This is a genomic window from Paenibacillus sp. P13VS (assembly GCF_015143645.1).
Lineage (GTDB): Bacteria > Bacillota > Bacilli > Paenibacillales > Paenibacillaceae > Paenibacillus > Paenibacillus xylanilyticus_A.
In genome coordinates this window covers 156,180-178,061 of record NZ_WYEV01000004.1, presented here as the reverse complement: position 1 = coordinate 178,061, position 21,882 = coordinate 156,180, and the positions used below count along the sequence as shown (strand labels likewise).

The 21,882-nt window shown below is 46.8% G+C and carries 20 protein-coding genes; 9 read left to right on the top strand and 11 right to left on the bottom strand.

What is annotated here, in order from left to right; genetic code table 11:
• Nucleotides 1-136: 136 nt before the first annotated feature.
• Nucleotides 137-1,837, bottom strand: a complete 1,701-nt coding sequence (locus tag GUA98_RS10585; RefSeq protein WP_193722999.1) for a methyl-accepting chemotaxis protein — start codon at nt 1,835-1,837, stop codon at nt 137-139.
• 335 nt (nt 1,838-2,172) lie between these two features.
• Here GUA98_RS10585 and GUA98_RS10580 point away from each other — a divergent pair, with 335 nt between their 5' ends.
• Both GUA98_RS10580 and GUA98_RS10575 read left to right on the top strand, forming a co-directional pair.
• Nucleotides 2,173-3,570, top strand: coding sequence for an L-cystine transporter (locus GUA98_RS10580; protein ID WP_153977398.1), 1,398 nt, complete (start codon nt 2,173-2,175; stop codon nt 3,568-3,570).
• A gap of 225 nt (nt 3,571-3,795) precedes the next feature.
• On the top strand, nt 3,796-4,479 hold the full coding sequence (locus GUA98_RS10575) for a queuosine precursor transporter (RefSeq protein WP_127538252.1): 684 nt from the start codon (nt 3,796-3,798) through the stop codon (nt 4,477-4,479).
• 132 nt (nt 4,480-4,611) lie between these two features.
• Here GUA98_RS10575 and GUA98_RS10570 read toward each other — a convergent pair whose 3' ends face one another.
• A complete protein-coding gene (locus tag GUA98_RS10570) occupies nt 4,612-5,700 on the bottom strand; it encodes a M24 family metallopeptidase (RefSeq protein ID WP_193722998.1) in 1,089 nt (362 codons plus the stop codon).
• 329 nt (nt 5,701-6,029) lie between these two features.
• On the opposite strand from GUA98_RS10570, the gene GUA98_RS10565 reads away from it, so the two are divergent.
• Complete coding sequence (locus tag GUA98_RS10565) at nt 6,030-7,235, top strand: PQQ-dependent sugar dehydrogenase (RefSeq protein ID WP_193722997.1); 1,206 nt, start codon at nt 6,030-6,032, stop codon at nt 7,233-7,235.
• Between the two features lie 170 nt (nt 7,236-7,405).
• Here the strand turns inward: GUA98_RS10565 and GUA98_RS10560 are convergent, their stop codons facing one another.
• Both GUA98_RS10560 and GUA98_RS10555 read right to left on the bottom strand, forming a co-directional pair.
• Nucleotides 7,406-8,137 (bottom strand): MBL fold metallo-hydrolase, encoded by a 732-nt coding sequence (locus GUA98_RS10560; protein ID WP_193722996.1) that lies wholly within the window; start codon nt 8,135-8,137, stop codon nt 7,406-7,408.
• A 54-nt stretch (nt 8,138-8,191) separates the two neighbouring features.
• Nucleotides 8,192-8,689: a hypothetical protein gene (locus tag GUA98_RS10555; RefSeq protein ID WP_193722995.1), complete on the bottom strand. Its 498-nt coding sequence runs from the start codon at nt 8,687-8,689 to the stop codon at nt 8,192-8,194.
• A 137-nt stretch (nt 8,690-8,826) separates the two neighbouring features.
• Here GUA98_RS10555 and GUA98_RS10550 point away from each other — a divergent pair, with 137 nt between their 5' ends.
• Nucleotides 8,827-9,690, top strand: a complete 864-nt coding sequence (locus GUA98_RS10550) for an SDR family oxidoreductase (protein WP_153977402.1) — start codon at nt 8,827-8,829, stop codon at nt 9,688-9,690.
• 112 nt (nt 9,691-9,802) lie between these two features.
• Here the strand turns inward: GUA98_RS10550 and thrS are convergent, their stop codons facing one another.
• From thrS to GUA98_RS10535, 3 genes are all read right to left on the bottom strand, one after another.
• Nucleotides 9,803-11,734, bottom strand: a complete 1,932-nt coding sequence (gene thrS / locus GUA98_RS10545; RefSeq protein ID WP_153977403.1) for a threonine--tRNA ligase — start codon at nt 11,732-11,734, stop codon at nt 9,803-9,805.
• A 473-nt stretch (nt 11,735-12,207) separates the two neighbouring features.
• On the bottom strand, nt 12,208-13,974 hold the full coding sequence (locus tag GUA98_RS10540) for a sensor histidine kinase (RefSeq protein ID WP_153977404.1): 1,767 nt from the start codon (nt 13,972-13,974) through the stop codon (nt 12,208-12,210).
• Nucleotides 13,971-14,732: a response regulator transcription factor gene (locus tag GUA98_RS10535; RefSeq protein WP_153977405.1), complete on the bottom strand. Its 762-nt coding sequence runs from the start codon at nt 14,730-14,732 to the stop codon at nt 13,971-13,973. Before GUA98_RS10535 ends, GUA98_RS10540 begins: the two co-directional genes overlap by 4 nt.
• Nucleotides 14,733-14,983: 251 nt before the next feature.
• Here GUA98_RS10535 and GUA98_RS30145 point away from each other — a divergent pair, with 251 nt between their 5' ends.
• On the top strand, nt 14,984-16,126 hold the full coding sequence (locus tag GUA98_RS30145) for a M23 family metallopeptidase (RefSeq protein ID WP_193722994.1): 1,143 nt from the start codon (nt 14,984-14,986) through the stop codon (nt 16,124-16,126).
• A gap of 494 nt (nt 16,127-16,620) precedes the next feature.
• On the opposite strand, the gene GUA98_RS10525 is transcribed toward GUA98_RS30145, so the two are convergent.
• The gene (locus tag GUA98_RS10525) at nt 16,621-16,872 is read right to left on the bottom strand and encodes a hypothetical protein (protein ID WP_193722993.1); all 252 of its coding nucleotides are present in this window, start codon (nt 16,870-16,872) and stop codon (nt 16,621-16,623) included.
• A gap of 291 nt (nt 16,873-17,163) precedes the next feature.
• Here GUA98_RS10525 and GUA98_RS10520 point away from each other — a divergent pair, with 291 nt between their 5' ends.
• A complete protein-coding gene (locus tag GUA98_RS10520) occupies nt 17,164-17,637 on the top strand; it encodes an HIT family protein (RefSeq protein ID WP_193722992.1) in 474 nt (157 codons plus the stop codon).
• 135 nt (nt 17,638-17,772) lie between these two features.
• Here the strand turns inward: GUA98_RS10520 and GUA98_RS10515 are convergent, their stop codons facing one another.
• Together GUA98_RS10515 and GUA98_RS10510 are read right to left on the bottom strand one after the other, a co-directional pair.
• A complete protein-coding gene (locus tag GUA98_RS10515; RefSeq protein WP_415753018.1) occupies nt 17,773-18,057 on the bottom strand; it encodes a GNAT family N-acetyltransferase in 285 nt (94 codons plus the stop codon).
• On the bottom strand, nt 18,054-18,296 hold the full coding sequence (locus GUA98_RS10510) for a (4Fe-4S)-binding protein (RefSeq protein ID WP_095289244.1): 243 nt from the start codon (nt 18,294-18,296) through the stop codon (nt 18,054-18,056). The genes GUA98_RS10515 and GUA98_RS10510 overlap by 4 nt, the downstream gene beginning before the upstream one ends.
• Nucleotides 18,297-18,373: 77 nt before the next feature.
• Here GUA98_RS10510 and GUA98_RS10505 point away from each other — a divergent pair, with 77 nt between their 5' ends.
• The 3 genes from GUA98_RS10505 to GUA98_RS10495 all read left to right on the top strand — a co-directional run bounded on the left by GUA98_RS10505 (nt 18,374) and on the right by GUA98_RS10495 (nt 20,538).
• The gene (locus GUA98_RS10505; RefSeq protein WP_227779575.1) at nt 18,374-19,330 is read left to right on the top strand and encodes a class I SAM-dependent methyltransferase; all 957 of its coding nucleotides are present in this window, start codon (nt 18,374-18,376) and stop codon (nt 19,328-19,330) included.
• A gap of 263 nt (nt 19,331-19,593) precedes the next feature.
• Nucleotides 19,594-19,932: a hypothetical protein gene (locus GUA98_RS10500; protein ID WP_193722990.1), complete on the top strand. Its 339-nt coding sequence runs from the start codon at nt 19,594-19,596 to the stop codon at nt 19,930-19,932.
• A gap of 159 nt (nt 19,933-20,091) precedes the next feature.
• On the top strand, nt 20,092-20,538 hold the full coding sequence (locus GUA98_RS10495; protein ID WP_153977414.1) for a DUF1569 domain-containing protein: 447 nt from the start codon (nt 20,092-20,094) through the stop codon (nt 20,536-20,538).
• A gap of 217 nt (nt 20,539-20,755) precedes the next feature.
• Here the strand turns inward: GUA98_RS10495 and GUA98_RS10490 are convergent, their stop codons facing one another.
• Nucleotides 20,756-21,823: a LacI family DNA-binding transcriptional regulator gene (locus tag GUA98_RS10490; RefSeq protein ID WP_193722989.1), complete on the bottom strand. Its 1,068-nt coding sequence runs from the start codon at nt 21,821-21,823 to the stop codon at nt 20,756-20,758.
• Between the last annotated feature and the right edge of the window lie 59 nt (nt 21,824-21,882).

The following is a 21,882-nucleotide window of genomic DNA, read 5'->3' as shown; positions in this document are numbered from 1 at the left end:
ATAAAAAATACCCCCATGTGTATTCACAGTACCCGGAACCGGGCTTCTGTTACGCATGGGGGTATTTGCAAGTCTGCGGTTTAATTGTGGTTCACCGAAGGGAATGATGGTTTAATGTTATACCTGGATTGGTATTTTAGTTAATTTTGAATTTCTTCATCGCAGACTGCAGTTCCATGGCCTGTTCATGCAGATGACGAACCGTACCCGAGTGGGAATCCATCTCACTGAGCTGATGCTCGGCGGTAGAAGCAATCTGCTGCATGCTCTCGCGTGATCTGGATGTAATCTGTGCTGTCTCTTCAACGGATGCACTCACTTCCTCTGCGCCTGCGGAGACTTCCTCTGTGGAAGCAGAGACGGTCTGGATGGTCAGGTTGACGTTCTGGATCAGTTCATTCAGCTGCTGGAAGGCCGTTCCCGCTTGTTGAACGACATGGGTACCAGACCCGATTTCCTGGGTTACCCGGTTCATGGCACTCACCGAACGTTCCGCATCCTCGCGAATGGTTCCGAGATAATCGGCGATTTCCTCCGTGGCTGTTTTGGACTGTTCCGCCAGCTTGCGGACTTCACCGGCTACGACAGCGAATCCCCGGCCATGCTCTCCGGCACGTGCTGCTTCAATGGAAGCATTAAGGGATAACATGTTGATCTGTTTTGTAATTTCGAAAATGGATGTAACAATCGTGCCGATTGCTACGGAACGTTCATTCATCGTCTCCACGTAACGCAGTGACTCGTTTGCCGTCTGGCCGACACGTTCCATTTGCTGCACAGCATCCTGTGCGAGACGGTTACCGTTGACGGCTTCATTTGCAGCTTCACCAATCTGCTCGGATACTTCAGCAGCAGAAGAGGCGATATGCATGATGCCCTGCGTAATTTCTTCCATGGCTCTCGCATTCTCGGCAGCGCTTGAAGCAATGGTCACACTGCCTTTCTCCGCGTCTTCCGCAGAGCGGCTGGAGTTTTTGACCATACCGGACATGGACTCCACCCGTCTTAACAGATCATCGGAGCCTTGAACCACTTCATTGGAGGTAGACAGTGCACGGCTGATCATTTCCTTCAAATTGTGGGTCATCGTTTGGAAGCTGGCGGCGAGCTGAGCAATTTCATCTTTGCCCTTGATCTGCAGCTGGGCGGTCAGGTCACCTTGGGAAATCTGCTTGCTGTGTTGTACAAGCTGGATGATCGGTTTGGTTACTCTTTTGATCATGCTGGCTGAGATCAGCCAACCGAGCACGAAGACGAGTGCTGTGATACCCAGGCATAACCAGAAGATCTGAACGTTTTTATCCTGAATGAACTGGGCATCCATACTTACTGCCATGATCATATTGCTACCTGCAATCGGAATAAAGGCTGCTTTATGTACGCCGAAGGAATCGGAGTAAACGTCACTGATAACCATTTCTTTGCTTTCTACTGCCGTATTCATCGCGGATTGCACGCTGATTTCATCTCCGGCTTTCATTTCTGAGGCTGCGTTAGCAATGACAACCGTCGCTTTGCCTTCCTGGATGGATACAACGTAAGATGCATCCAAGTTATGTTCTTTTGCTTTTTCAGCTAAATAGGATTCAACCGTCAGAGCAGCACCTTCAGAACCCGCACCGCCACTCTGCACCTGCAAAATCTTGGAGGAGGAGACGTTCTTATATATATCCTGGATGGACGTGTTCAGGACCTTGTCGAACTGTGGAAGCACATAGCTCTGCATAATATTCATGGATACAGCATAGAAACTGATACTAAACAACAGGGAAGCGACCAGTAGAACGAGGAACAGCGTGCCTCTAATTTTGCCGGCAACCGTACGATTACGAAACATAGGATCATCCTTTCACGTCATGTTCATTAACATTTGTCGCTTTTCCGTATCGTAAGACTATATACCAACGAAAAAAGGCCTAATTTTCACGTTGAGAAAACTTGGGAATAAGCGGATATACCTATATTACAAAATTAACCGGGGGTTGAATAGAAGAATTTTCATTAAACGGTGAATTTTTTTCAGAAATTCTTGAATGTATTACATGCATATTACATAATATCAATTAATACCTACCAGAATAGTTTGATATATGATATATTGTTCAATGTCGCATAAAGCGAATAGAAAAAAACCGTTCAATCGGTATGCACATTCTGAGGAGGATTTACAAGATGGATACTTTTCTAGTCATTCTGAACGTAGTGATTATGCTCGTTCTTCTAGGCGTCCTGTATTGGATGCAAAAGAAACATATTTCCTTTACCAAGCGTGTATTCGCGGGTCTGGGAATCGGGGTTGTGTATGGCGTCATTCTTCAACTGATATACTCGTCTAATTCTGACATTGTTGCCAAGTCTGTTGATTGGTTTAATCTCGTCGGTTCAGGATATGTTAAATTGCTGCAGATGGTCGTGATTCCTCTTATCATGGTTTCCATTATTTCGGCAATCATGAATTTGAAAGGCAAGCAAAACCTCGGCAAAATGAGCTTCTCGATCATTGCGATCCTGCTCATTACGACGGCTATTGCGGCAAGTGTAAGTATCGTAACAAGTCTGAGCTTCAACTTGACTTCCATTGAGATCGAAGGCGGGGACAGAGAGCTCGCGCAGGGGCAGAAGATGGAGGAACGTCTTGTTGATGTACAGGATCAGACGATTCCGCAGCAGGTGCTGGAATTCATTCCTTCCAATCCATTTGCAGACATGACCGGTGAACGCCGCACGTCTACCCTTGCGGTTGTTATCTTCTCGGCATTTATTGGTGTGGCAGTACTTGGATTGGATCGCAAGAAACCACAGCAGGCGGAAACGTTCCGAGGCATGGTGAATGCGGTATATGCTGTAGTCATGCGGATCGTAACGCTGGTGCTCAGGCTGACTCCATACGGGATTCTGGCGCTCATTACGAAAGTAACGGCCACCACGAATCCGGATGAAATCCTGAAACTCATCAAATTCGTCATTGCTTCCTACGTTGCCTTGATTGTGATGTTTATCATCCACCTGATTATTATCGCGCTGTTTGGCTTCAACCCGTTGACGTATGTGAAAAAGGTTCTGCCTACCCTGGTATTTGCCTTCACATCCCGTTCAAGTGCGGCTGCAATCCCGCTTAACGTGGAGACACAGACGAAGAAACTGGGCGTATCCGAAGGTATTGCGAATCTCTCGGCAAGCTTCGGGGCTACCATTGGTCAAAACGGCTGCGCCGGGATCTATCCGGCCATGCTGGCGGTGATGATTGCTCCTACGGTCGGTATCGACCCGATGAGCTGGGACTTCATCATTACCCTGATCCTGGTTGTCGTGATCAGTTCATTCGGCGTAGCCGGTGTAGGCGGCGGGGCAACCTTCGCTTCCCTGATCGTATTGTCCACGATGAACCTGCCAGTTGCACTCGCAGGCTTGCTGATCTCGGTTGAGCCGCTGATCGACATGGGTCGTACGGCACTGAACGTGAACGATTCGATGACCGCTGGTCTCGTATCCAGTAAAATCCTGAAAGAGAATGATCAGGATACATTCAATGATCAAAGCCGTGATCTGGATTCCGCTGTTCAAGTATAATCCGGACTCCATAGCTTGGATGGCTTAAGCACAGCAATAAGCCAAAATTAGCCGTTCTACGGGTTAACCGTAGGGCGGCTTTTTTTACATAATCGCAGATTGTCGTTATTTAGTGCTGTTCAATGGATGGGAAATGTGATAGAGTATTCATGTTTTGGCCCCAGGCCAGACCGCGGTTCGTAACCATCCCGCGTAATCAAAACTAGGAAGGCAGTGTATGTATTTATGTTTAATTTGGGTTGGGGAGCACTTTTTGTTCTCGTAACGTATGGTTTTTTCCTATTGTGTTATCGTCTGTTCGGTAAAAAGGGTCTGTATGCCTGGATTGGTGTGGCGACGGTTATAGCCAATATTCAGGTGACCAAAACGATAGATATTATGGGAATTGTACTGACGCTTGGCAATACGATGTATGTCAGCATGTACCTGACTAGTGACCTTCTCAATGAGAAGTATGGATCGGGTGAAGCGCGGAAGGCTGTATGGTTCGGATTCTTCACGCTAATCATGACGACGGTACTGATGCAGATGGTCATCTTCTTCGAACCGGCACCGACGGACTTTGCGCAAGAGTCGATGGAAACCTTGTTCGGTCTGCTGCCGCGTCTGGCACTCGGAAGTCTGACAGCGTATTTCATCAGCCAGTTCCTGGACGTGCGGCTGTTCAGCATGCTGCGCAAGGTGGCGCCTGGACGCAATCAGTTGTGGATTCGTACAAACGGCAGCTCGATCGTCAGTTCCTTTGTGGATACGCTGGTATTCTGCACAATTGCATTTGCGTTTATCTATCCATGGGATGTCTGGCTCGAGATCTTCCTGACAACGTACATTATCAAATTCGTGTTGACCGCGGTGGGTACGCCGTTTATATACGCAGCGCGTAATTTTAAAATCAAGGATGAAGTCTAATCCGATCTCGTCTACATCCGTATTCATTCGAGTATGGTTGTTAGCAGCACAACAAGTCTTATAACGAGAATAACCCGCAAGCCATATGGATATGGTTTCGCGGGTTATTTTTATTGCATATTATTTTAGAGGTTAGTCTGTCAGGATCTGCAGTTCTTTTGGATAGGAAGTCAGCACTTCAACTCCGGTATCTGTGACAAGAACATCGTCCTCAATTCGTACTCCGCCTGCAGGGGTATAGATGCCTGGTTCAATCGTGAATACGGTGCCTTCCTGCAGAAGATCCATATTCTGTCCATGCAGGGAAGGATACTCGTGCACATCAATTCCCAGACCGTGTCCAACACGGTGCATGAACCGTTCGCCGTATCCGGCATCTTCCGTCACCTGACGTGCAGCGCGGTCGATATCGGCGCATGCCACGCCGGGCTTAACTGCGCGAATGGCAGCTTCATTAGCGGCAAGCACGGTATTGTAGATGGTTTTCAGTTCAGGAGAAATGTCACCAAAAGCAAAGGTACGCGTAATATCAGATGCATACCCTGCAGCGTATACACCCATATCGAACATCAACAAGTCGCCATGCTGCAGCTTGCGTTCACCCGGTGTACCATGCGGCAGACCTGTCTTGGGTCCGGTAAGCACCATAGTATCGAAGGAAGGACCATCTGCACCTAGTTTCTTCATCTGATATTCCATTTCAGCTACCAGTTCAATCTCGGTTACGCCAGTACGTACATGAGACAGTCCCTGGCGTAGCGTTTCTTCAATAAGATGAATGGCATGGCGGATGCGGGCTACTTCGTCCGGTGTCTTCTTGACGCGCAGTGTGCGGAGCAGAGGACCGACATCCTCGAAGTTGACTGCACCAAGGGCAGCGGTCAGCTGCTCGTAACGCGCAACGGTGACGTATTCTTTTTCAAGGCCCATCCGGCCGAGGCGTCCCTGATAACGTTCGAATAATGCATAGGGATTATCGGTATCGGTATGAGTTGCGATATGGGTAACCGAAGAGGCGGCTGCAGCAGCTTCAGCGTCCAGGGCAGGCACAATCAGTAAAGGTTCCTCGCCACGGGCGAGAACAAGGCCGAGAAAACGTTCATGCGGGTTGCTTGCAAAACCAGTTAAATAGTAGATATGTTTCGGATCTGTAATCAGCATGGCGTCCAATCCTTGTGCAGACAGATCAGCTTCCAGACGGGATAAAGGGCTTTGGTTCATATGTGTATAGCTCCACCTTTCAGTTCTTTCTATCCTTCTATTATAGAAGAATATTGAAAAATACCAAAGGGGAGTGCCTGAAGGGCCTTATTTATTAGGGTCAATTTTCCGTTTAGGTGAACAGAGAGAGGGGTAAATACAGGGCGAAACGACGTTGAGGATGGTTGACTGATAACGGTACAAATAACGACCCAGAACCCAATACAAATACAGATAACCGGTAGAGATACCGATAGAGGACAGATACTTAGAATAAATATCCTTGAACATATCGCAGCAGCATTTGGCAAAATCGAACTACACTCTATTTAATAGAAGGAGATGAGATGATGAATAACCGAGTAAGTGTTCCACTATACGCTTCGCTGTTAAGTATGGCACTGCTGACGGCCTGTGCTTCAGGCGATCCTTCCACAGAATCGCAGCAGGTGTCTCAAGGTCAAGGCACAGGTCAGGGAGAGACAGCAAATGGAGGCAATGACAAGGCGAATACCGGGGAAGAAGGAATACAGGAGAATGCGGTTATCCCGTATCAGGCTTCGGTTCTGGCCACTGGACTGAACGCACCTTGGGAACTCGTGAACGTTCCAGACGGACGGATGTTTGTTACGGAGCGTCCGGGAACCATACGGGTGATTAAGGATGGAGAATTACAAACCGAACCACTCATTGCGTTTGAGGCTCCTTTCAATGAAGAAGGAGAAGGGGGCTTGCTCGGTCTGGCTGCAGATCCGGATTTTGAGAATAACGGTTACCTGTACGCCTACCATTCCTACCTTGAAGGGGACGAGATCGCGAATCGGGTATTGCGCTTGAAGGTGAATGGCGATCAAGCCGTGATCGACAAGGAACTGCTGGGTAACATCCCTGGCGGAACGAATCATAACGGAGGCCGCATCAAGATTGGTCCGGACAACCTGCTCTACATTACAACTGGTGAACGTTACGAACCGGAACTGGCACAGGACCAGAACAGCTTGGGTGGCAAAATATTGCGGATTGGTCTCGATGGATCGATCCCTTCAGATAACCCGTGGCCGAATTCCCCTGTATACAGCATGGGACACCGGAATGCCCAGGGTCTTGCATGGAATCCGGATAATAAGTACCTCTATGCTACCGAGCATGGTCAGCGCAACTACGATGAGATTAACCGGATTGAAGCAGGGGAGAACTATGGCTGGCCTGAAGTGGAAGGTGACGAGCATGACAAGGGTACCTACCTGGCTCCACTTGCTCATAGTGGTGACGATACATGGGCACCATCAGGCATGGCTTTTATAGAGGAAGGACCGTGGGAGGGTTCACTGCTTGCGGCTAACCTGAGAGGCGAGCAGTTGCTGCATATTACCCTGTCCGAGGATGGTACACAAGTGGAGAAGGTGGAGCCCATTTTTGAAGATGAGTGGGGACGCATTCGTAACGTGACTTCAGGAGAAGACGGGAAGTTATATATCCTGACGAACAATCGGGACGGAAGAGGAACTCCGAGGGATGGGGATGACCACATCATTGTGCTTACACCGGAGAGTTGAGCTGATGCATCCGGGTTCCATTACTAATATTGGAGCTCAAGCATGTATCTATTAGAACTCGGATTCTGTTCGTGAAAAAAGAAAAAGGGGCGTCCCGCGAAGTTCATGACTTTGGGACAGCCCCTTGATTGCTTTATATATGGAAGCACATAGCAGATGGATACTGCCAATTAATCTGCGCTTTCTGCAAGTTTGGCGATATGCGCGCTTGGTTCATTTGTGTATTCGCCGCCATGGTAACAGAGCACTTTGTTCAGTTTCAGGCCGGTCAGTCTTTTCAAACTTCTTAGCGCTTCAGGCATGTCCGGTGTTGCAGGCGGGGCAGGTCCGACCAGTTCATCATCCACGACACGCAGTTCGTCGGCAGCCAGCAGGAATTCCGATTCACGGAAGTACAGGCAGATATGCCCCGGGGTATGTCCAGGGGTATGGATGACCTGAATTCCGCCTTGAAGCGGCAGCATGTCTCCATCTTCCAAAACTCTGCTGATCTCGATCTCAGGCAGCTGGGAGAGGAGCTGATCAGCCTGGGCAAGCACAGGTGCGGAAAGCATGGCTCTACGTTCAGGCGTGAACTTGATCAATGGTTTTTCACCTTTAATATAGGGAACCTCATCTGCATGTGCCCAGACCTCAAGTCCAGGTATCGCATCCAGAAGGGCACCCAGATTACCGATATGGTCAATGTCCTGATGTGTCAAAATGATGCGTTTAACATCAGCCAGCTGTACGCCCTCCTGCTCCAGTGCGGACTCTAGACCGACGAATTGGCCAATCATGCCTGTGTCCACAAGGGTGATGCCATCTTCATCGCGCAGCATTACGGGGTAGATCGGGTTGTCTCCTGAAGGTGTAGGGATATTGAGATGCAGCACAGTAAAATCTGTTGTCGGATTAGTCATAGGTTTCCGGATCGAGTCCGGTCCACCTCCTTTTTGGGATGATATGGCTTGCGCTTATTCTGGACGAAGATATTTTAAGTGTTTTCTGTACTTCTGGATGGTATCCAGCATCGCTTCAAAGGTTTCCTCAGCCTGCATGCCTTCCTTGACGATGGAGTCAAAGGAGAAGTTCTCATGAATGAGCTTGTTCCTCGCCTGGAAGACCTGACTGAGAGCATGTTCCATGTTTTCTTTCCCAGGTTTCAGGGCGATCTGTTGTTTATTTAATTCGGCCTGTAGGATCTCCATATTGGACCGTGCGCGGTAAGCAGGAGTTTTCATCAGCTCGGTCGAATTAAACTTTTTTTGATAGATGCTCTGATACAGCTGTTTTAACATGTGTTCAAGAATGGAGCAGCATTCGATGACAAGGGATGCATATCTTCGATGTTTGCGTTGATCCCATTGCGGTGAATCAAGTTCCTGTCCCATATGATGATACTCTTGTTCCAGTACCGCGATTTCAAGCTTTGCTTCTTTTTTGATTTTTTTAAAATCGTCTTTGGTCAGCATACCTGTCCTCCCATGGAAACCAAGATGTGATAACTTCATTATCTCATATTGTTACTCGGAGTGCCTCTTTTCCATTGGAGGCAGGATTCTGACCGTTCATCCAATAATTGAACCTAGGTTCAGAAGGGAAGTATCCGATGTCCATGAAAACAGCCATTGTAACCGGAGCAAATTCCGGCATGGGGCTCGCAACCACCATTCAACTTGCAAGGCAAGGCTATAGGGTGATTATGGCCTGCCGCAGCGAGAAGCGCGGACAGCAGGCTCTGCAAGAGGCCCTGCGTGAGTCAGGCTCTACTGCGATTGAGCTAATGCTGTGTGATCTGGGTTCTACCCAGAGCGTCCGCCATTTTGCCCGCTCCTTCCGCGAACGCTACAGTACGCTTGACGTTTTGGTGAATAACGCCGGCGTGGTCATGCTGAAAAGACAGGAGACCTCGGATGGTTTTGAGCAGAGCATCGGCATTAACCATCTGGGACATTTTCTGCTCACATTGCTCTTGATCCAGCCTTTGCAGGCTGCGGAGCAGGGAAGAGTTGTGAATGTTTCATCCGGTGCGTACAAAGCAGGCAAGATTCACTTCGACGACCCGCATCTCAAGAAGGGTTATAACCCGATTAAAAGCTATGCCCAGTCCAAGCTGGCCAACGTACTGTTCACCCGTGCGCTGTCCCGCAAAGTGGCGAATAGCCGAGTTACGGTGAATTGTCTGCATCCGGGTGCAGTTGGAACAAGTATTGGCGTGGATCGAAATACTGGTTTTGGTACACGCATCATGGCCTTTATTGGCAAGCTTCCTTTTTTCCTGTCTCCCGAGGAAGGGGCCCAAACAGCGATTTATTTGGCCACCAGCCCGGAAGTAGCAGAAATTACAGGACGTTACTTTTATCAAAAGAAAGAGCAGAAGCTCAAAGCACATGCCGTCGATGATGCGGTGACTGAACGTTTCTGGACATGGAGCGAACAGCAGGTCGGGCTGAAGCCTGATGAGAAGTTGTGATGAGTCCAAGCTGAGGTGAAGGACCGGTTCTGCATCCCAGTAAATAATCAAAGGTGATCATAGTACACTCATCTACTTATATCATCTGCGTTAACTCGCTAGGATAGACATTTTAGGCTTTTGCTTGCACAGCTTGCTGTACTTCCTGGATAAATGCTTCAATGCTCTGAACGCCTTGATCTCCCTGACCGTATGCGCGGACAGAGGCAGACAGGGCGTTTTTCTCATTTTCCCCGAGTACGAGCGAGTAAGGCACCTTTTCCATCTGAGCTTCACGAATCTTATACCCCAGCTTCTCGCTGCGCAGATCCGTTTCAACTCGAATGCCTGCTGCTCGCAATTGACTCTGTACCTGCAGCGCATAATCTGCATAGTGATCGGATACCGGGAGCAGCTTCACCTGAACCGGAGCGAGCCATAGTGGAAACGCACCCGCGTAATGCTCAGTCAGAATGCCAATGAAGCGATCAATGGAGCCGTAGATGGCGCGATGGATCACGACCGGACGGTGTTTCAGGCTGTCCTCGCCAACATAAGTGAGGTCGAATTTCTCCGGCATTTGAAAATCAAGCTGGATTGTTCCACACTGCCAGCTGCGTTTCAGTGCATCGAGAATATGGAAGTCAATCTTCGGCCCATAAAAGGCTCCGTCTCCTTCATTGATGCGGTATTTCACGCCGCGCCGATCCAGTACATTTTGCAGTGCGCGTTCTGCCTGATCCCATAGCTCTTCCGACCCCATGGAGTCTTCGGGACGAGTGGATAGCTCAATTGTGTATTCAAAACCAAAAATATCGTACATACGTCCGATCAGGGATATTGCCTGGTTGATCTCTTCCTCAATCTGTTCCGGCATCACATAGAGATGGGCATCATCCTGACAAAATGTCCGTACTCGCATCATGCCATTCAGCGCACCCGAGAATTCATGACGGTGAACCTGGCCGAATTCCATCATGCGAATGGGAAGCTCGCGATAGGAATGAAGTGCATTTTTGAAAATCAGCATATGCCCCGGGCAGTTCATCGGCTTCAGTGCAAACGTGGCGTCATCCACTTCTGAGAAATACATATTGTCCTTATAGTGCTCCCAATGACCGGATTGCTCCCACAGACGATTGTTCATCATCAGCGGAGTTCGAACCTCCTGATACCCTTCCTGCAGCTGCAGCTCGCGTGAGAATTGCTCCAGCTCTGTACGGATTGTCATGCCTTTCGGGAGATAGAAGGGCATCCCTGGTGCTTCCTCAGAGAACATGAACAGCCCCAGCTCTTTGCCGAGCTTGCGATGATCCCGCTTCTTGGCTTCCTCCAGCATGTGCAGGTGGTCGTCCAGCTGGGCTTTGCTTGGAAAGGCAGTGCCGTAGATTCGCTGCAGCATTTTGTTGTTCGAATCGCCCCGCCAGTAAGCCCCTGCCACATTCAGCAGCTTGAAGGCTTTGATCCGGCCAGTGGACGGAAGATGTGGGCCACGGCACAGATCAAAAAACTCCCCTTGATCATAGATCGAAAGCTCCGCATCCTGCGGCAAATCATGGATCAGTTCAAGTTTATACGGTTCCTGAATCTCTTCGAACAAGCGAAGGGCTTCCTCACGGCTAACCACCCGGCGGTTGATCTTCACATTCTCTTGTACAATCTTGTTCATTTCCCGCTCAATGGCAGCCAGATCACTGATGGACAAGGCATGCTCCAGATCCACATCGTAATAAAAGCCATCTTGGGTGACGGGGCCAATCCCGAGTTTGACTTGTTCCGCACCGTAGATCCGCTTGAGGGCCTGGGCGAGGACATGCGCAGTACTATGACGATAACGATACAGTCCTTCCTCGCTGTCCAGTGTAACGATGACGAGTTCGCAGTCCTGTTCAAGCCTCATGTCCAGATCGACGTTTACACCATCCACAATGCCTCCGATGGCCTGTTTACCCAAGCTAGTACTGATGGACGAAGCGACTTCTCCGATACTTATGCCTGCCTCGTACGAACGAACTGCTCCACCTTGAAGGCGAATCTCAATAGGGTTACCTTGTTGATTACTCATGCAAACCACTCTCCAATGTTTGAAATGGAAGCGCAAAAAACACCCGTCCCGGAAAAGGGACGAGTGCGCTCAGCTCGTGGTTCCACCCTAATTTGGTTATGAATATCCCCTGTATCGGCCAGCCGCCGCAAAACAGGAAACATCATAACCCTCATTGGGATCCGTTATCGGGGATCAGGCGGTGAACTCTACTGACAACCGGACGAAACTTTCATCGAAAGTCCGCCAAGCTGAGGTTCGAGGCCACGGCTGCAGAGGGGTAATTCCGTTCCGTTCGCTGAAGAAGGTTTCACCAATCCCTTCTCTCTCTGGGCAGCACGCAAACGAAATCATGTCTCTGGTCATCGCCAATATGCAAAGTTATTGTCAGTTCATTTGAAGTGAAAAGAACTTGAGATCCATATCAATATATTGGAACAGGTGTTATTGAGTGTCGATTATATAGACTGAAAATCAAAAGGTCAAGCGGAGTTTTATTTAGCTTTATCCGAATGGCGATCAAAAATCAAACGTATGGTGGTTCCCTGGTCCGGATGGGATTGAACCTCGATTCGGCCTTTCATCGCCTCAATCAGCCCTTTGGTTACCGCCATGCCAAGGCCTGATCCGACATCGGATGTCGCCGTATCCGTGCCGCGATAGTATCGTTCGAACAGCCTCCATACCGTCTCCTGATCCATGCCGCGGCCATCATCGGCAAATTGAATGATGAAATTGCCGTCCTGCTCACCTGGCTCAACACGAACGGTCAGCTTCGTCTCTGGTGGATTGTGCAGCAGGGCGTTGGCGGTGAGATTATCGACAATTCGTTCGAAGGACGGGATATGGACATAACCATGCACTGCGAGTGTGGCAGGTTCGAATGTAATACGGCCTTCTCCATAAGCCGGGTTACGCTCGGCACGATGTACTAGATCCTGAAGTAGCGCATTTACGTCAGTTTTCTCGACAGGAGGCTGGTATCCACCGCTGCGCAGACGGTATGTCATGGACAGGTCGTTTACCAGCCGGTCCATGTACATGGATTTATCCAGCATGATGCCCGCAAATTCCCGTATTTCTTCGGATGTCCAGTTGTATTTCTCAGCTTCCAGCATGTGTGCATATCCCTGGATGGAGGACAGGGGTGTCTTCAGATCATGAGTTATCCCGGCAATCCACTCCTCGCGCAGAGAGTCGGTCTGTCTGCGGAGTTCTTCATCACGTTTAAGTGTACTCGACAACGACTGGATAGAGTGCAGCACTTCCGCATATACCCGATATTTTTGACGCCATTTTCCGTTACGCTTCTGGCTGCGTGGCTTGCCCCGGGTGCCAGCCGGCTCTTCATAGTGTCCACGTTCGAGCCGCTGCAGCCATTGAAGCATATGCAGCATGGGATAACCGAAGCGATTGGCATACCAGAATGCAAGCAGCACAAGCAGGATGATGATGGATACCAGAAGTGCAGCCAGGGCAGGACCAAAAATAAAACCGAAGGGATTTTCGTTCACGCCTGCTTGACTGCTGGGAAGAGGAACACTCAGCATCCAGGTCGATTGATCCTGTTCATCATAAAGGGTTACTGTGGTCATTCCGTACCTGGTGGGGTATCGTGAGCGCAGAATCAGGTCCTGAATGCTGTAGCTGTCCGGTGTGCCCATTGCAGGCTTATTGAAAGAAGCAAGCACATGTCCCTGCTCATCCAAAATCTCAAGATAGGCGTCCGCCGCGCGAAGGATATCCTGCTGCCCGGTGGGCAGTACAAGCTTACCGTCGGCATAACTTCCATCGGTGTAGACTTGATCCAAAATCGTTACTGCCTGATTGCTCTCCCCGTACAGCAGGGTGAAGTTGATCCCCTTTCTTTCCCTTATGAGTAAATAAAGCTGGTAGGGAAAGGGCTTTCTTCCCTCCCAATAGGATAGAAGTTCTCCGGGTTTATAGTGATTCGGGACATCGGAAGGGGTGTGAAAGGCATCCACCACACGGCCTTGCTCATCGAGAACCTGAAGCCAGCCGTTGTTCTCCTCCACACGCTCTAGCAGCGCGGGATCATACTGAACGGAACCGTCCGGCAAAATCTCTGCGGTGCTGATCAGCTGTTCGAGCCCGACAGAGGCAAAATCATCAACAAGGCTGGCTTCATTCAACTGTTGGATGACCCAATATGCGATGCTTCCACCGAGAACCAGAATCAGAATTACAGCACCCGCAAGCAGGCCAATGAACCGTGTCATCAATCTGCGACGTATGCTCATCTTCGGAGCTCCGCCTCGGGCAGGACGAGCTTATATCCCAAACCACGGACATTCACCAGCAGTTCAGGCCTGGAGGGATCGGCTTCAATACGCTCACGGATTCGGTGAATATGAACCATGACCGTATTGTCGTCACGGATGGCCTCCGATTCCCATACCCGCTCGTACAATTCGGATTTGGTGAAGATGCGATTGGGATGTTTGCAGAAAAAGAGCAGCAGCTGATACACCAGAGCAGGACAGCCTACCAGCTGACCATGGACCCTGAGTTCACCCGCGTGCTCGTTCAACTGAAAGCGTCCGTAATCATAGATCCCCTCCTGCGGGGAAGGGGATGACGGATTTGCGTCATAATTTGGAAGCAACCTCCCAAATTCTCCCTGTCTGGGCAAATACCGCTTCAGCAGTGATTTCATCCGTGCGACCACTTCAAGTGGATTAAACGGTTTAACAACATAATCGTCTCCCCCAACTGCGAAGCCGGTCAACTTGTCATAGTCGGTTGTTTTGGCGGTTAAAAAGAGAATTGGTGCATCGGTCAATTGGCGCAGAAAAGGACAAATTTCCAGCCCGCTTCTGCCTGGCAGCATGACGTCCAGCACGATACAGTGATAGGTTTTCTTTTCACATGCGGCAATCGCATCTTCACCTGTGGTGACTGTGTCAATATCTACGAATTGCTCCTTGAGCAGAACCGTTTTTAACATATGTAAAATCGCCTGTTCATCATCAACAAGCAGGATTGAAACGTTATCCATGACGTAAGAGATCCTCCTGATTTTTATGATTACATTCGTTGTCGGCTATGATCTTCTGCGTTGGTCTATCTAATCTATCATACCATTCTGAGGAGTCGTGGAGCGTACTTGTAACCTTAACAGAATCTTAATTATGAAGCAGCAGCATGCCTCAAAGTTATGATAGACGTAAGAGGAGGTTAGACGGAGGATAAGATTGGTTTAGTACACTGGATTGGTAAGAAATCGTTCTACAGAAGGGGTGCAGGGAAGTGAATAGAAATCATAAGGGAAGCAGGCAGCGGTCCAAAATGTTCATTGAAAAAAAACGGATGAAAGCAGAATATGCTCTGCAAAAAGGTTCAAGGAGAAGTCAGAGGAGTTGGTTAATGCTTGCCGCAGCACTTGGTGCGTGTGTGCTCTTGTCTGCCTGCGGTGCTACAGAATCATCTGACCAGAGGGAAAAGCCATCAGCAGAACAGACTTCAAGTGCGTCGCCAGCCGCAGAAAACACCAATAAAGAAGAGACGAACTCAGCAGAGGAGGATGTGATGATTACACCTGAACATTTCATAGATACATTGATGAATGGTTCGAAGGACGACATTTATAATCAAATGAGCCCGGAACTGAAGGAAACGATATCGCTCGAAGAGTTTAAGCGGTCTGTGGATAGCTTCACGGAGGGGGTCACTTCCTGGGAACAGGTTACGAAAGTCAAAATGAACAACCTGATGGAGCATTCCTGGAAGGATCAGACGGGGACCAAAGGAATACAGGCCTATTTTGCCGAGGATCATCAGATTGACGGGCTGTTGATCCAGCCGCTTGAAACGCATGAGGAGACGGACAAGGCATTTACCAAGACCCAATTTCAGTTTCCTATGAAGGGGGAATGGTTCGTGTTCTGGGGAGGAAATGATGTGATGTCCAATTATCATTATGCGCATGAAACGCAGCGTTACGCACTGGACATTATTCGCACGAAGGAAGATTTAAGTTATCAAGGGGAGGCCGCTGTGAATGAAAACTATTATGCTTTTGGCGAGCCGCTCTATGCAGCTGCAGATGGGACGGTTGTTGAAGTCAAAAATGACATTCCGGATAACACGCCAGGCGTGATGAATGCTGAAGAGCCGGCAGGGAATGTTGTCGTTATCGATCATGGAAATGGGGAATACAGCATCACGGCACATCTCAAGGAAGGAAGTGCAGCCGTAAAAACAGGGGATAAAGTCAAGCAGGGAGATCTCATCGGGCAGCTTGGTAATTCCGGTAACTCCAGTGAAGCGCATCTGCATTTTCAAGTCTCAGACGGATCTGATCTGTTCACTTCCCGTTCAGTTCAGATCCGCTGGGCAGATCAGAGTCAGGTGCTGACACGCGGGAACACGTTCCAGGGTCTTCCTGAGTAACTAGGTGTATTTGTTCGTAGTAGAAGTGGATAGGGGTAGGGTTATCTCTGATTAAAAGAATGAGCTTATGGAATTGTAATCTTAGCTTGAAACATATAAATCATGCAGGCAGCCGGCTAATGGGTTGGCTGTCTTTATGTTGTTGGTTTCTTATATGAATGGTGGGATAGCTACCAACCCAAAGTAGGACCTGTAGGAGACGGAAAACCGAATTATTATCTTACCATACCTCAATGGATATCTATGGTATCTTCTTTCACTCTTGGAATGATTAATCTGCCTCTTGCCATAATTCGATACAAACAAAAGATTACTGAAGATATTAAAAGGTAGTTCCCACAATGTTAACGGGTAACAATTGTTCAATACAGCACAATGGCAGTTGACGTAAAGCTAAGCTGCCGTTTCATATTGTAGTAAAGAGCAGGAATATAATGGGATGAAGACTTGGCCAAATATAAGAAAAGAGCCTCAGAAAAAGGCTCAGTTATCTCCTATTTTTTAATCAGTTCTTTGGGAACACTCGCAGTAACGACGTCGAGCGTCTCATAATTAATGAGGAGAAACACCTCGGTATCCGGATCTTCTGTCAAATGTCCAAAAAGCCCAACGTCCGTACCGAGATCGGGCGGATTAAACTTGTGGCGTGTAAATTCAACGTTGAGGTCATATTTTTCTTTAAAATATGTTTTTCCTGCATTCATAGCCTTGTTAATGGCTTGAGCATCTTCTCGAGAATCAGACATAAAGCTACAACCTCCCATGATTAGGACAAAACAAACAATAATAAATATGCTCAAAAACTTAATTTTTAATATAGTGTCCACTCCTTATAGTTATAATTATATGGGTATATTACTATACTTTAAGTTTTGAAGGTAAATATAGTATGTTTATTGACAGCCAACAGTTGAATGAGGTGTACATGAAGTTTTTTAAGCTTGCATATCTAGACATTTAGGAGGGGTATATCCTCCCGGAATCGGATCATTGGGAAGTGTTCGAAACCTGAAGTTGAGAGGGGGTGGGAAATAGAGATGACACCAGTATTTTCACACAAGCCCGAAGGATACGAATGTCCATTTTGCTGTATTTGGGGTATTGAGAGACCTGAACAGGGAACAAAACAAAGGGATATTATCTATCAGAATGAAAAGGTAACTGCATTTATAGCGGGCAAATGGTGGCCAAACAATAAAGGACATGTTCTTATCGTGCCCAATCAACATTTCGAGAACATCTATGAACTGCCTGCAGATTACGCTGCTGAGATTCACCGCGCGGCTCAGCTTACAGCATTTGCGATGAAAAGTACATATGGATGTGAGGGAATTTCAACAAGGCAGCATAATGAACCAGCTGGCAATCAAGACGTGTGGCATTATCATCTCCATGTTTACCCTAGATATATAAATGATCAACTTTATCTGTCGAAGGGGTCACAGTCCGATCCAGAAGAGCGTTCTTTCTATGCTGATAAGCTGCGTTCTTGGATAAAGGAAAATATCTAAGTCTATTTGAACATTACTTTCATGAAGATGCCCACCAAAATGATAGGAGCAGTTAATGCAAAAGAGCCGGAGGGGACGAAGAGATCTCGTACTCTCTGGCTCTTTTCTCTTACTTTACTCATCATTCAATGGGTATTAATTGAGAACATCCGCGTATTCAGGAATGCGGTCGAAACGACCTTTGGCAAACGGGCACAAAGGTAAAATCTTAATACCGTTTTCGCGCGCGTATTCCACCATAGCTTTGAGCAGCTTATCGCCAAGCCCTTGTCCCCGGTAAGCATTTTCAACCAACGTGTGGTCAATTATGTACAGCTCCGGACTTGAGATTACATACGTCATGACCGCAGCAATGTCGCCTTTATCCTGAATAATAAATCTTTTATTAGCAGGTTCGTGTTCTACATGATGCATGTTCATCCCTCTTTCCTTGTTGAATATTCATCGTCCAGACGTTTATACGTGAGTGCTCCGCTTGGACATGTGTCAATATGCCGGGCAATGGCCTCTGAAGTATCGCCATCGGGATTCACCCAAGGACGTTTGCTCAAATCAAACACAGCAGGGAGGCCCTTTACGCAAATACCGGAATGAATGCATACCTCAGAATCAAACATGACTTCGATATCTTTACCGTAGTACAACTTCTGTTTACTCATCGTTCATTCACATCTTTCACTTTTGAGTTTGTTTATAGACATGATTCAACCTTCGAAAGGGAACCTTCTGAACCGACATGGCATTGGCAACCGTGGCCAGCAATTTTTGGCATGGCTCTCGATGTCCGAATTATAATGAGGAAATCGGGATTAGTCAACGAGACGATTCTCCTATATGTTTGGGTGCATTCGTGGTTATGGGTTGCTTTAATTCATCTAACGGGCAGATAAATGAACTATATCAGGAATATCGTTTATACTTATGTAATATCCAGATTCATCGCAAAAACGATATAGAAAGTGGGAAAACAACATTTATGATTCCATTAGTATATGACCAGATTAACCTTTGGGGAAAAGATGATGAATTTTTCCTTGCATTGCTAAAGAGATTGAAAGTGGAGTCTATAGCTGACTTAGGCTGTGGAACAGGAAGGTGGACTACACAGCTTGCTCAAAACGGATATACAATCACAGCCATCGATCCCCATGAAGAAGCGATTAAACTGGCGAGAAGTAAGGATGATTCAGGCCAAGTGAACTGGATTGTAGGAGACAGCTCCAATTTACAAACCAATACGTATGACGCGGTTATTATGACAGCCAATGTTGCACAGGTATTTCTTACAGATGATAGTTGGAAACAAGTGACCTCAGACGTATTCCGATCCCTTAAAGCTGGTGGTCACTTTATATTTGATACAAGAAATCCCCTGGTAAAAGTGTGGGAAGAGTGGGAGAAGGATATGAGTCCTGATGTGGCCAAAGACAGGCTAAGTGGAGACCCGCTTGAAATCTATACAGAATATGAGGGGTTTGAGCAAGATGTTTATACGTTCTATGAAACTGTGAAAAATACAAAAACAAATGAAGTCCTCGTTCATGAAAAAATGCAGATACGATTTCGAAAGCAAGAAGAATTGGATGAGTCACTGAAACAAGCCGGTTTTTCGAAAATTGAAACATTTGGGGATTGGGAATTTAAATATGCAAATTCTGAAAGTCGATCTTTTATTTTTCATTGCGTAAAATAGAGTTATTGAAAAGCATAATTATAGTGATCGCTAAAAAGGATAGCGCCTTTTACATGACAAAGCAGCTGATCAACAAGATCGGCTGCTTTTGTCATTTTTACCCTGTATGCTTTAATTATAATTTAATGGTGATATGAATATTTATTTCCTAATATTATACAATAAATGGTTCTTATTCTGATATAATGGATGCTTCATGATTTAGATGCTGAAAGCAATGAAAGATGAGCATGCGTAGGTGAAAAAAGGAGGGCAACGCAAAAATGGATTTAACATTTGGAAACGTTACGATACTTATTCCCCCTTTACACATCACGATTATCTTAGTAGTTATTATTTTCTTATTAGTAAGGTGGAGCAAACAATTAGAAACAAGACGTTTTACGGTATTTTTTTACTTTTTATTCAGTACTACCATTACTCCGATTTACACTAGTTACACATCAAAAGGTTACTTTGAGCTATGGATTCCTATAGGATTTATAATCATGCTCCTTTATTTATTTGGCGGTAAAAGAAGAAATCATCCAGCTAAAGTGAAAGCAAGCATTTTGGGGTTCGCCATAGCCATATACCAGCTCATTCTTAAATATGTCGGATAGATTCTAAACTCAATAACAACAAGAAAGCAGCCGATCATTGTGATTGGCTGTTTTAATCATTAAGGAGTATGCTGTTGTAATCCACATTCCACTTGAATAATATGGTAATATTTTTATTGTGGATTCTTTTCTTGCAAAGGTTAGGAGGGCTATGTCTTAGTGAAAACGATTTTTGATCTATCGGCTGCAAAAGAAATCTTGGGACGGATCGATCAATTAAAGCAAGATGTTCAACCTGAGTGGGGGCGCATGAATGCTGCTCAGATGCTTGCTCATTGCTCTTCGTTCCAAGACATAGCAACGGGAAAAACCCATTCCTCAAGAAGCTTGCTAGGCATACTGGTTGGAAAGTTTGCAAAACCCATTTTTTATAATGACAAGCCGCTTCCCCGTAATATGTCTACGATTCCAAGCATGGTGATCATGGATACAAGAGAGTTTGAAGTAGAAAAAGAAAAGCTCGAACAAAATATATTGACGCTACAACGTGAAGGTCTCAAAAATGGTGCAGTTCCCCATCCTTTTTTTGGAAGACTGACTTCCGAGGAATGGGGTAAAGGAATCTACAAGCACTTGGACCATCATCTGAAGCAATTTGGCGTTTGAGAAGTAGGGAAAGTGCTGAGTGCTAGTATTTAGAAGAGCCAACTAGGGATGAGATATGGCATAGGAAGAACTGAGGCAAGCTAGAAGAGGTAAATTAGAAAATATAAAGAAGTGGACCCATCAGATGGGTATCCACTTCTTTTTGTATTCAACTACTTGCTCAGAGAACGCCAATAGCGACATATTTCAGCATGATTAAGATACATTCTTCTCCATCTTACTTTCTGACAAGAGTAGGCTCGGCTGGCATAATTCCAGGTGTCGACTCTCTGATAATGGGTGCAGTCACAATATGCGAGACCTGATAAGGCTGTTCGGGGTTGTCAATTCGGGATAACAGCATTTCGGCTGCCTTAATCCCCATCTCGTTACTATAAATATGGACCGTCGTTAACGGAGGTTCAATAATTCTGGATTCAGGTGCGTTATCGAATCCACATACCACAATATCCTGCGGAACCGTGACCTCTCTTAATTTGAAAGCTCTAATTAGATCCACCGCGATAAAGTCATTGGCACACACATATGCGGAAGGGAACGACTCCAGTGCAGCTACTCGCTCCCTTAGCCAACCAGGTTTGGAGAAGTACAGCTTATCATTGTCTGTAATGCAGTGGGCTGGATCGACCTGCAATCCCGATTCCAACATCGCCCGGTGATATCCAGTCCATCGTTCGTTGAAGCTTTTACAGTGATTATAGTCTCCAGCGAATCCGATACTTTTGTAGCCGCTATCAATTAATTTTTTGGTTAACTGATAAGTGCTATGTTCATTCTCCATAAGAAGAAGATCTGCATGGAAATCCGGATAGCAGATGTTGGCTGCACAATCGATAAAGACCGTCGGAATTCCGAGCTCTGTGATGAGGCGGGTATATTCCAGGTTGAATAACTCGATGCAGATGATGCCGTCCACTTTGGAAATGTCAAAATTGTTAGGTAGGGTAAGGGCTTCTTCATCAACTTCACGAACGATATGAATGGACAGGTTATAGCCCTCGGCACTAATTCTTTTCTCCAAACCGCTAATGAGCAGCGATCCAAAATGAGACGTATTCGGCAGGTTCTCTGTTAACAGGGCGATATTGCCCGGCGTTTTACTCAGAACATGCTCACTTTCCATATAAGCAAATTGTTTATATCTTAATTCAATGGCTTTCTTGATCACCCGACTCCGTGTTTCTTCCGGGATGTTTCCGCTATCATTCAGGGCTTTGGAAGCCGTATTTCGGGAGATGCCCAGAGCATCTGCGATATCCTGTATCGTAACTTTCTCTTTTGCCATGTCGTGCCTCACCTCTATTGGTCAATTGATCGTCTCAAGTGTTTTCTAAATCAAATGTA

Bases quoted from the DNA above. Each gene is read 5' to 3' on its own strand.
- thrS (WP_153977403.1), bottom strand. From the start codon at position 11,734: ATGAGTAATCAACAAGGTAACCCTATTGAGATTCGCCTTCAAGGTGGA.
- GUA98_RS10515 (WP_415753018.1), bottom strand. From the start codon at position 18,057: ATGAACATGCATCATGTAGAACACGAACCTGCTAATAAAAGATTTATT.
- GUA98_RS10490 (WP_193722989.1), bottom strand. From the start codon at position 21,823: ATGGCAAAAGAGAAAGTTACGATACAGGATATCGCAGATGCTCTGGGC.
- GUA98_RS10585 (WP_193722999.1), bottom strand. From the start codon at position 1,837: ATGTTTCGTAATCGTACGGTTGCCGGCAAAATTAGAGGCACGCTGTTC.
- GUA98_RS10575 (WP_127538252.1), top strand. From the start codon at position 3,796: ATGTTTAATTTGGGTTGGGGAGCACTTTTTGTTCTCGTAACGTATGGT.
- GUA98_RS10560 (WP_193722996.1), bottom strand. From the start codon at position 8,137: ATGACTAATCCGACAACAGATTTTACTGTGCTGCATCTCAATATCCCT.
- GUA98_RS10555 (WP_193722995.1), bottom strand. From the start codon at position 8,689: ATGCTGACCAAAGACGATTTTAAAAAAATCAAAAAAGAAGCAAAGCTT.
- GUA98_RS10550 (WP_153977402.1), top strand. From the start codon at position 8,827: ATGTCCATGAAAACAGCCATTGTAACCGGAGCAAATTCCGGCATGGGG.
- GUA98_RS10570 (WP_193722998.1), bottom strand. From the start codon at position 5,700: ATGAACCAAAGCCCTTTATCCCGTCTGGAAGCTGATCTGTCTGCACAA.
- GUA98_RS10520 (WP_193722992.1), top strand. From the start codon at position 17,164: ATGACACCAGTATTTTCACACAAGCCCGAAGGATACGAATGTCCATTT.
- GUA98_RS10505 (WP_227779575.1), top strand. From the start codon at position 18,374: ATGGCATTGGCAACCGTGGCCAGCAATTTTTGGCATGGCTCTCGATGT.
- GUA98_RS10565 (WP_193722997.1), top strand. From the start codon at position 6,030: ATGAATAACCGAGTAAGTGTTCCACTATACGCTTCGCTGTTAAGTATG.
- GUA98_RS10525 (WP_193722993.1), bottom strand. From the start codon at position 16,872: ATGTCTGATTCTCGAGAAGATGCTCAAGCCATTAACAAGGCTATGAAT.
- GUA98_RS10580 (WP_153977398.1), top strand. From the start codon at position 2,173: ATGGATACTTTTCTAGTCATTCTGAACGTAGTGATTATGCTCGTTCTT.
- GUA98_RS10535 (WP_153977405.1), bottom strand. From the start codon at position 14,732: ATGGATAACGTTTCAATCCTGCTTGTTGATGATGAACAGGCGATTTTA.
- GUA98_RS10500 (WP_193722990.1), top strand. From the start codon at position 19,594: ATGGATTTAACATTTGGAAACGTTACGATACTTATTCCCCCTTTACAC.
- GUA98_RS10540 (WP_153977404.1), bottom strand. From the start codon at position 13,974: ATGAGCATACGTCGCAGATTGATGACACGGTTCATTGGCCTGCTTGCG.
- GUA98_RS10510 (WP_095289244.1), bottom strand. From the start codon at position 18,296: ATGAGTAAACAGAAGTTGTACTACGGTAAAGATATCGAAGTCATGTTT.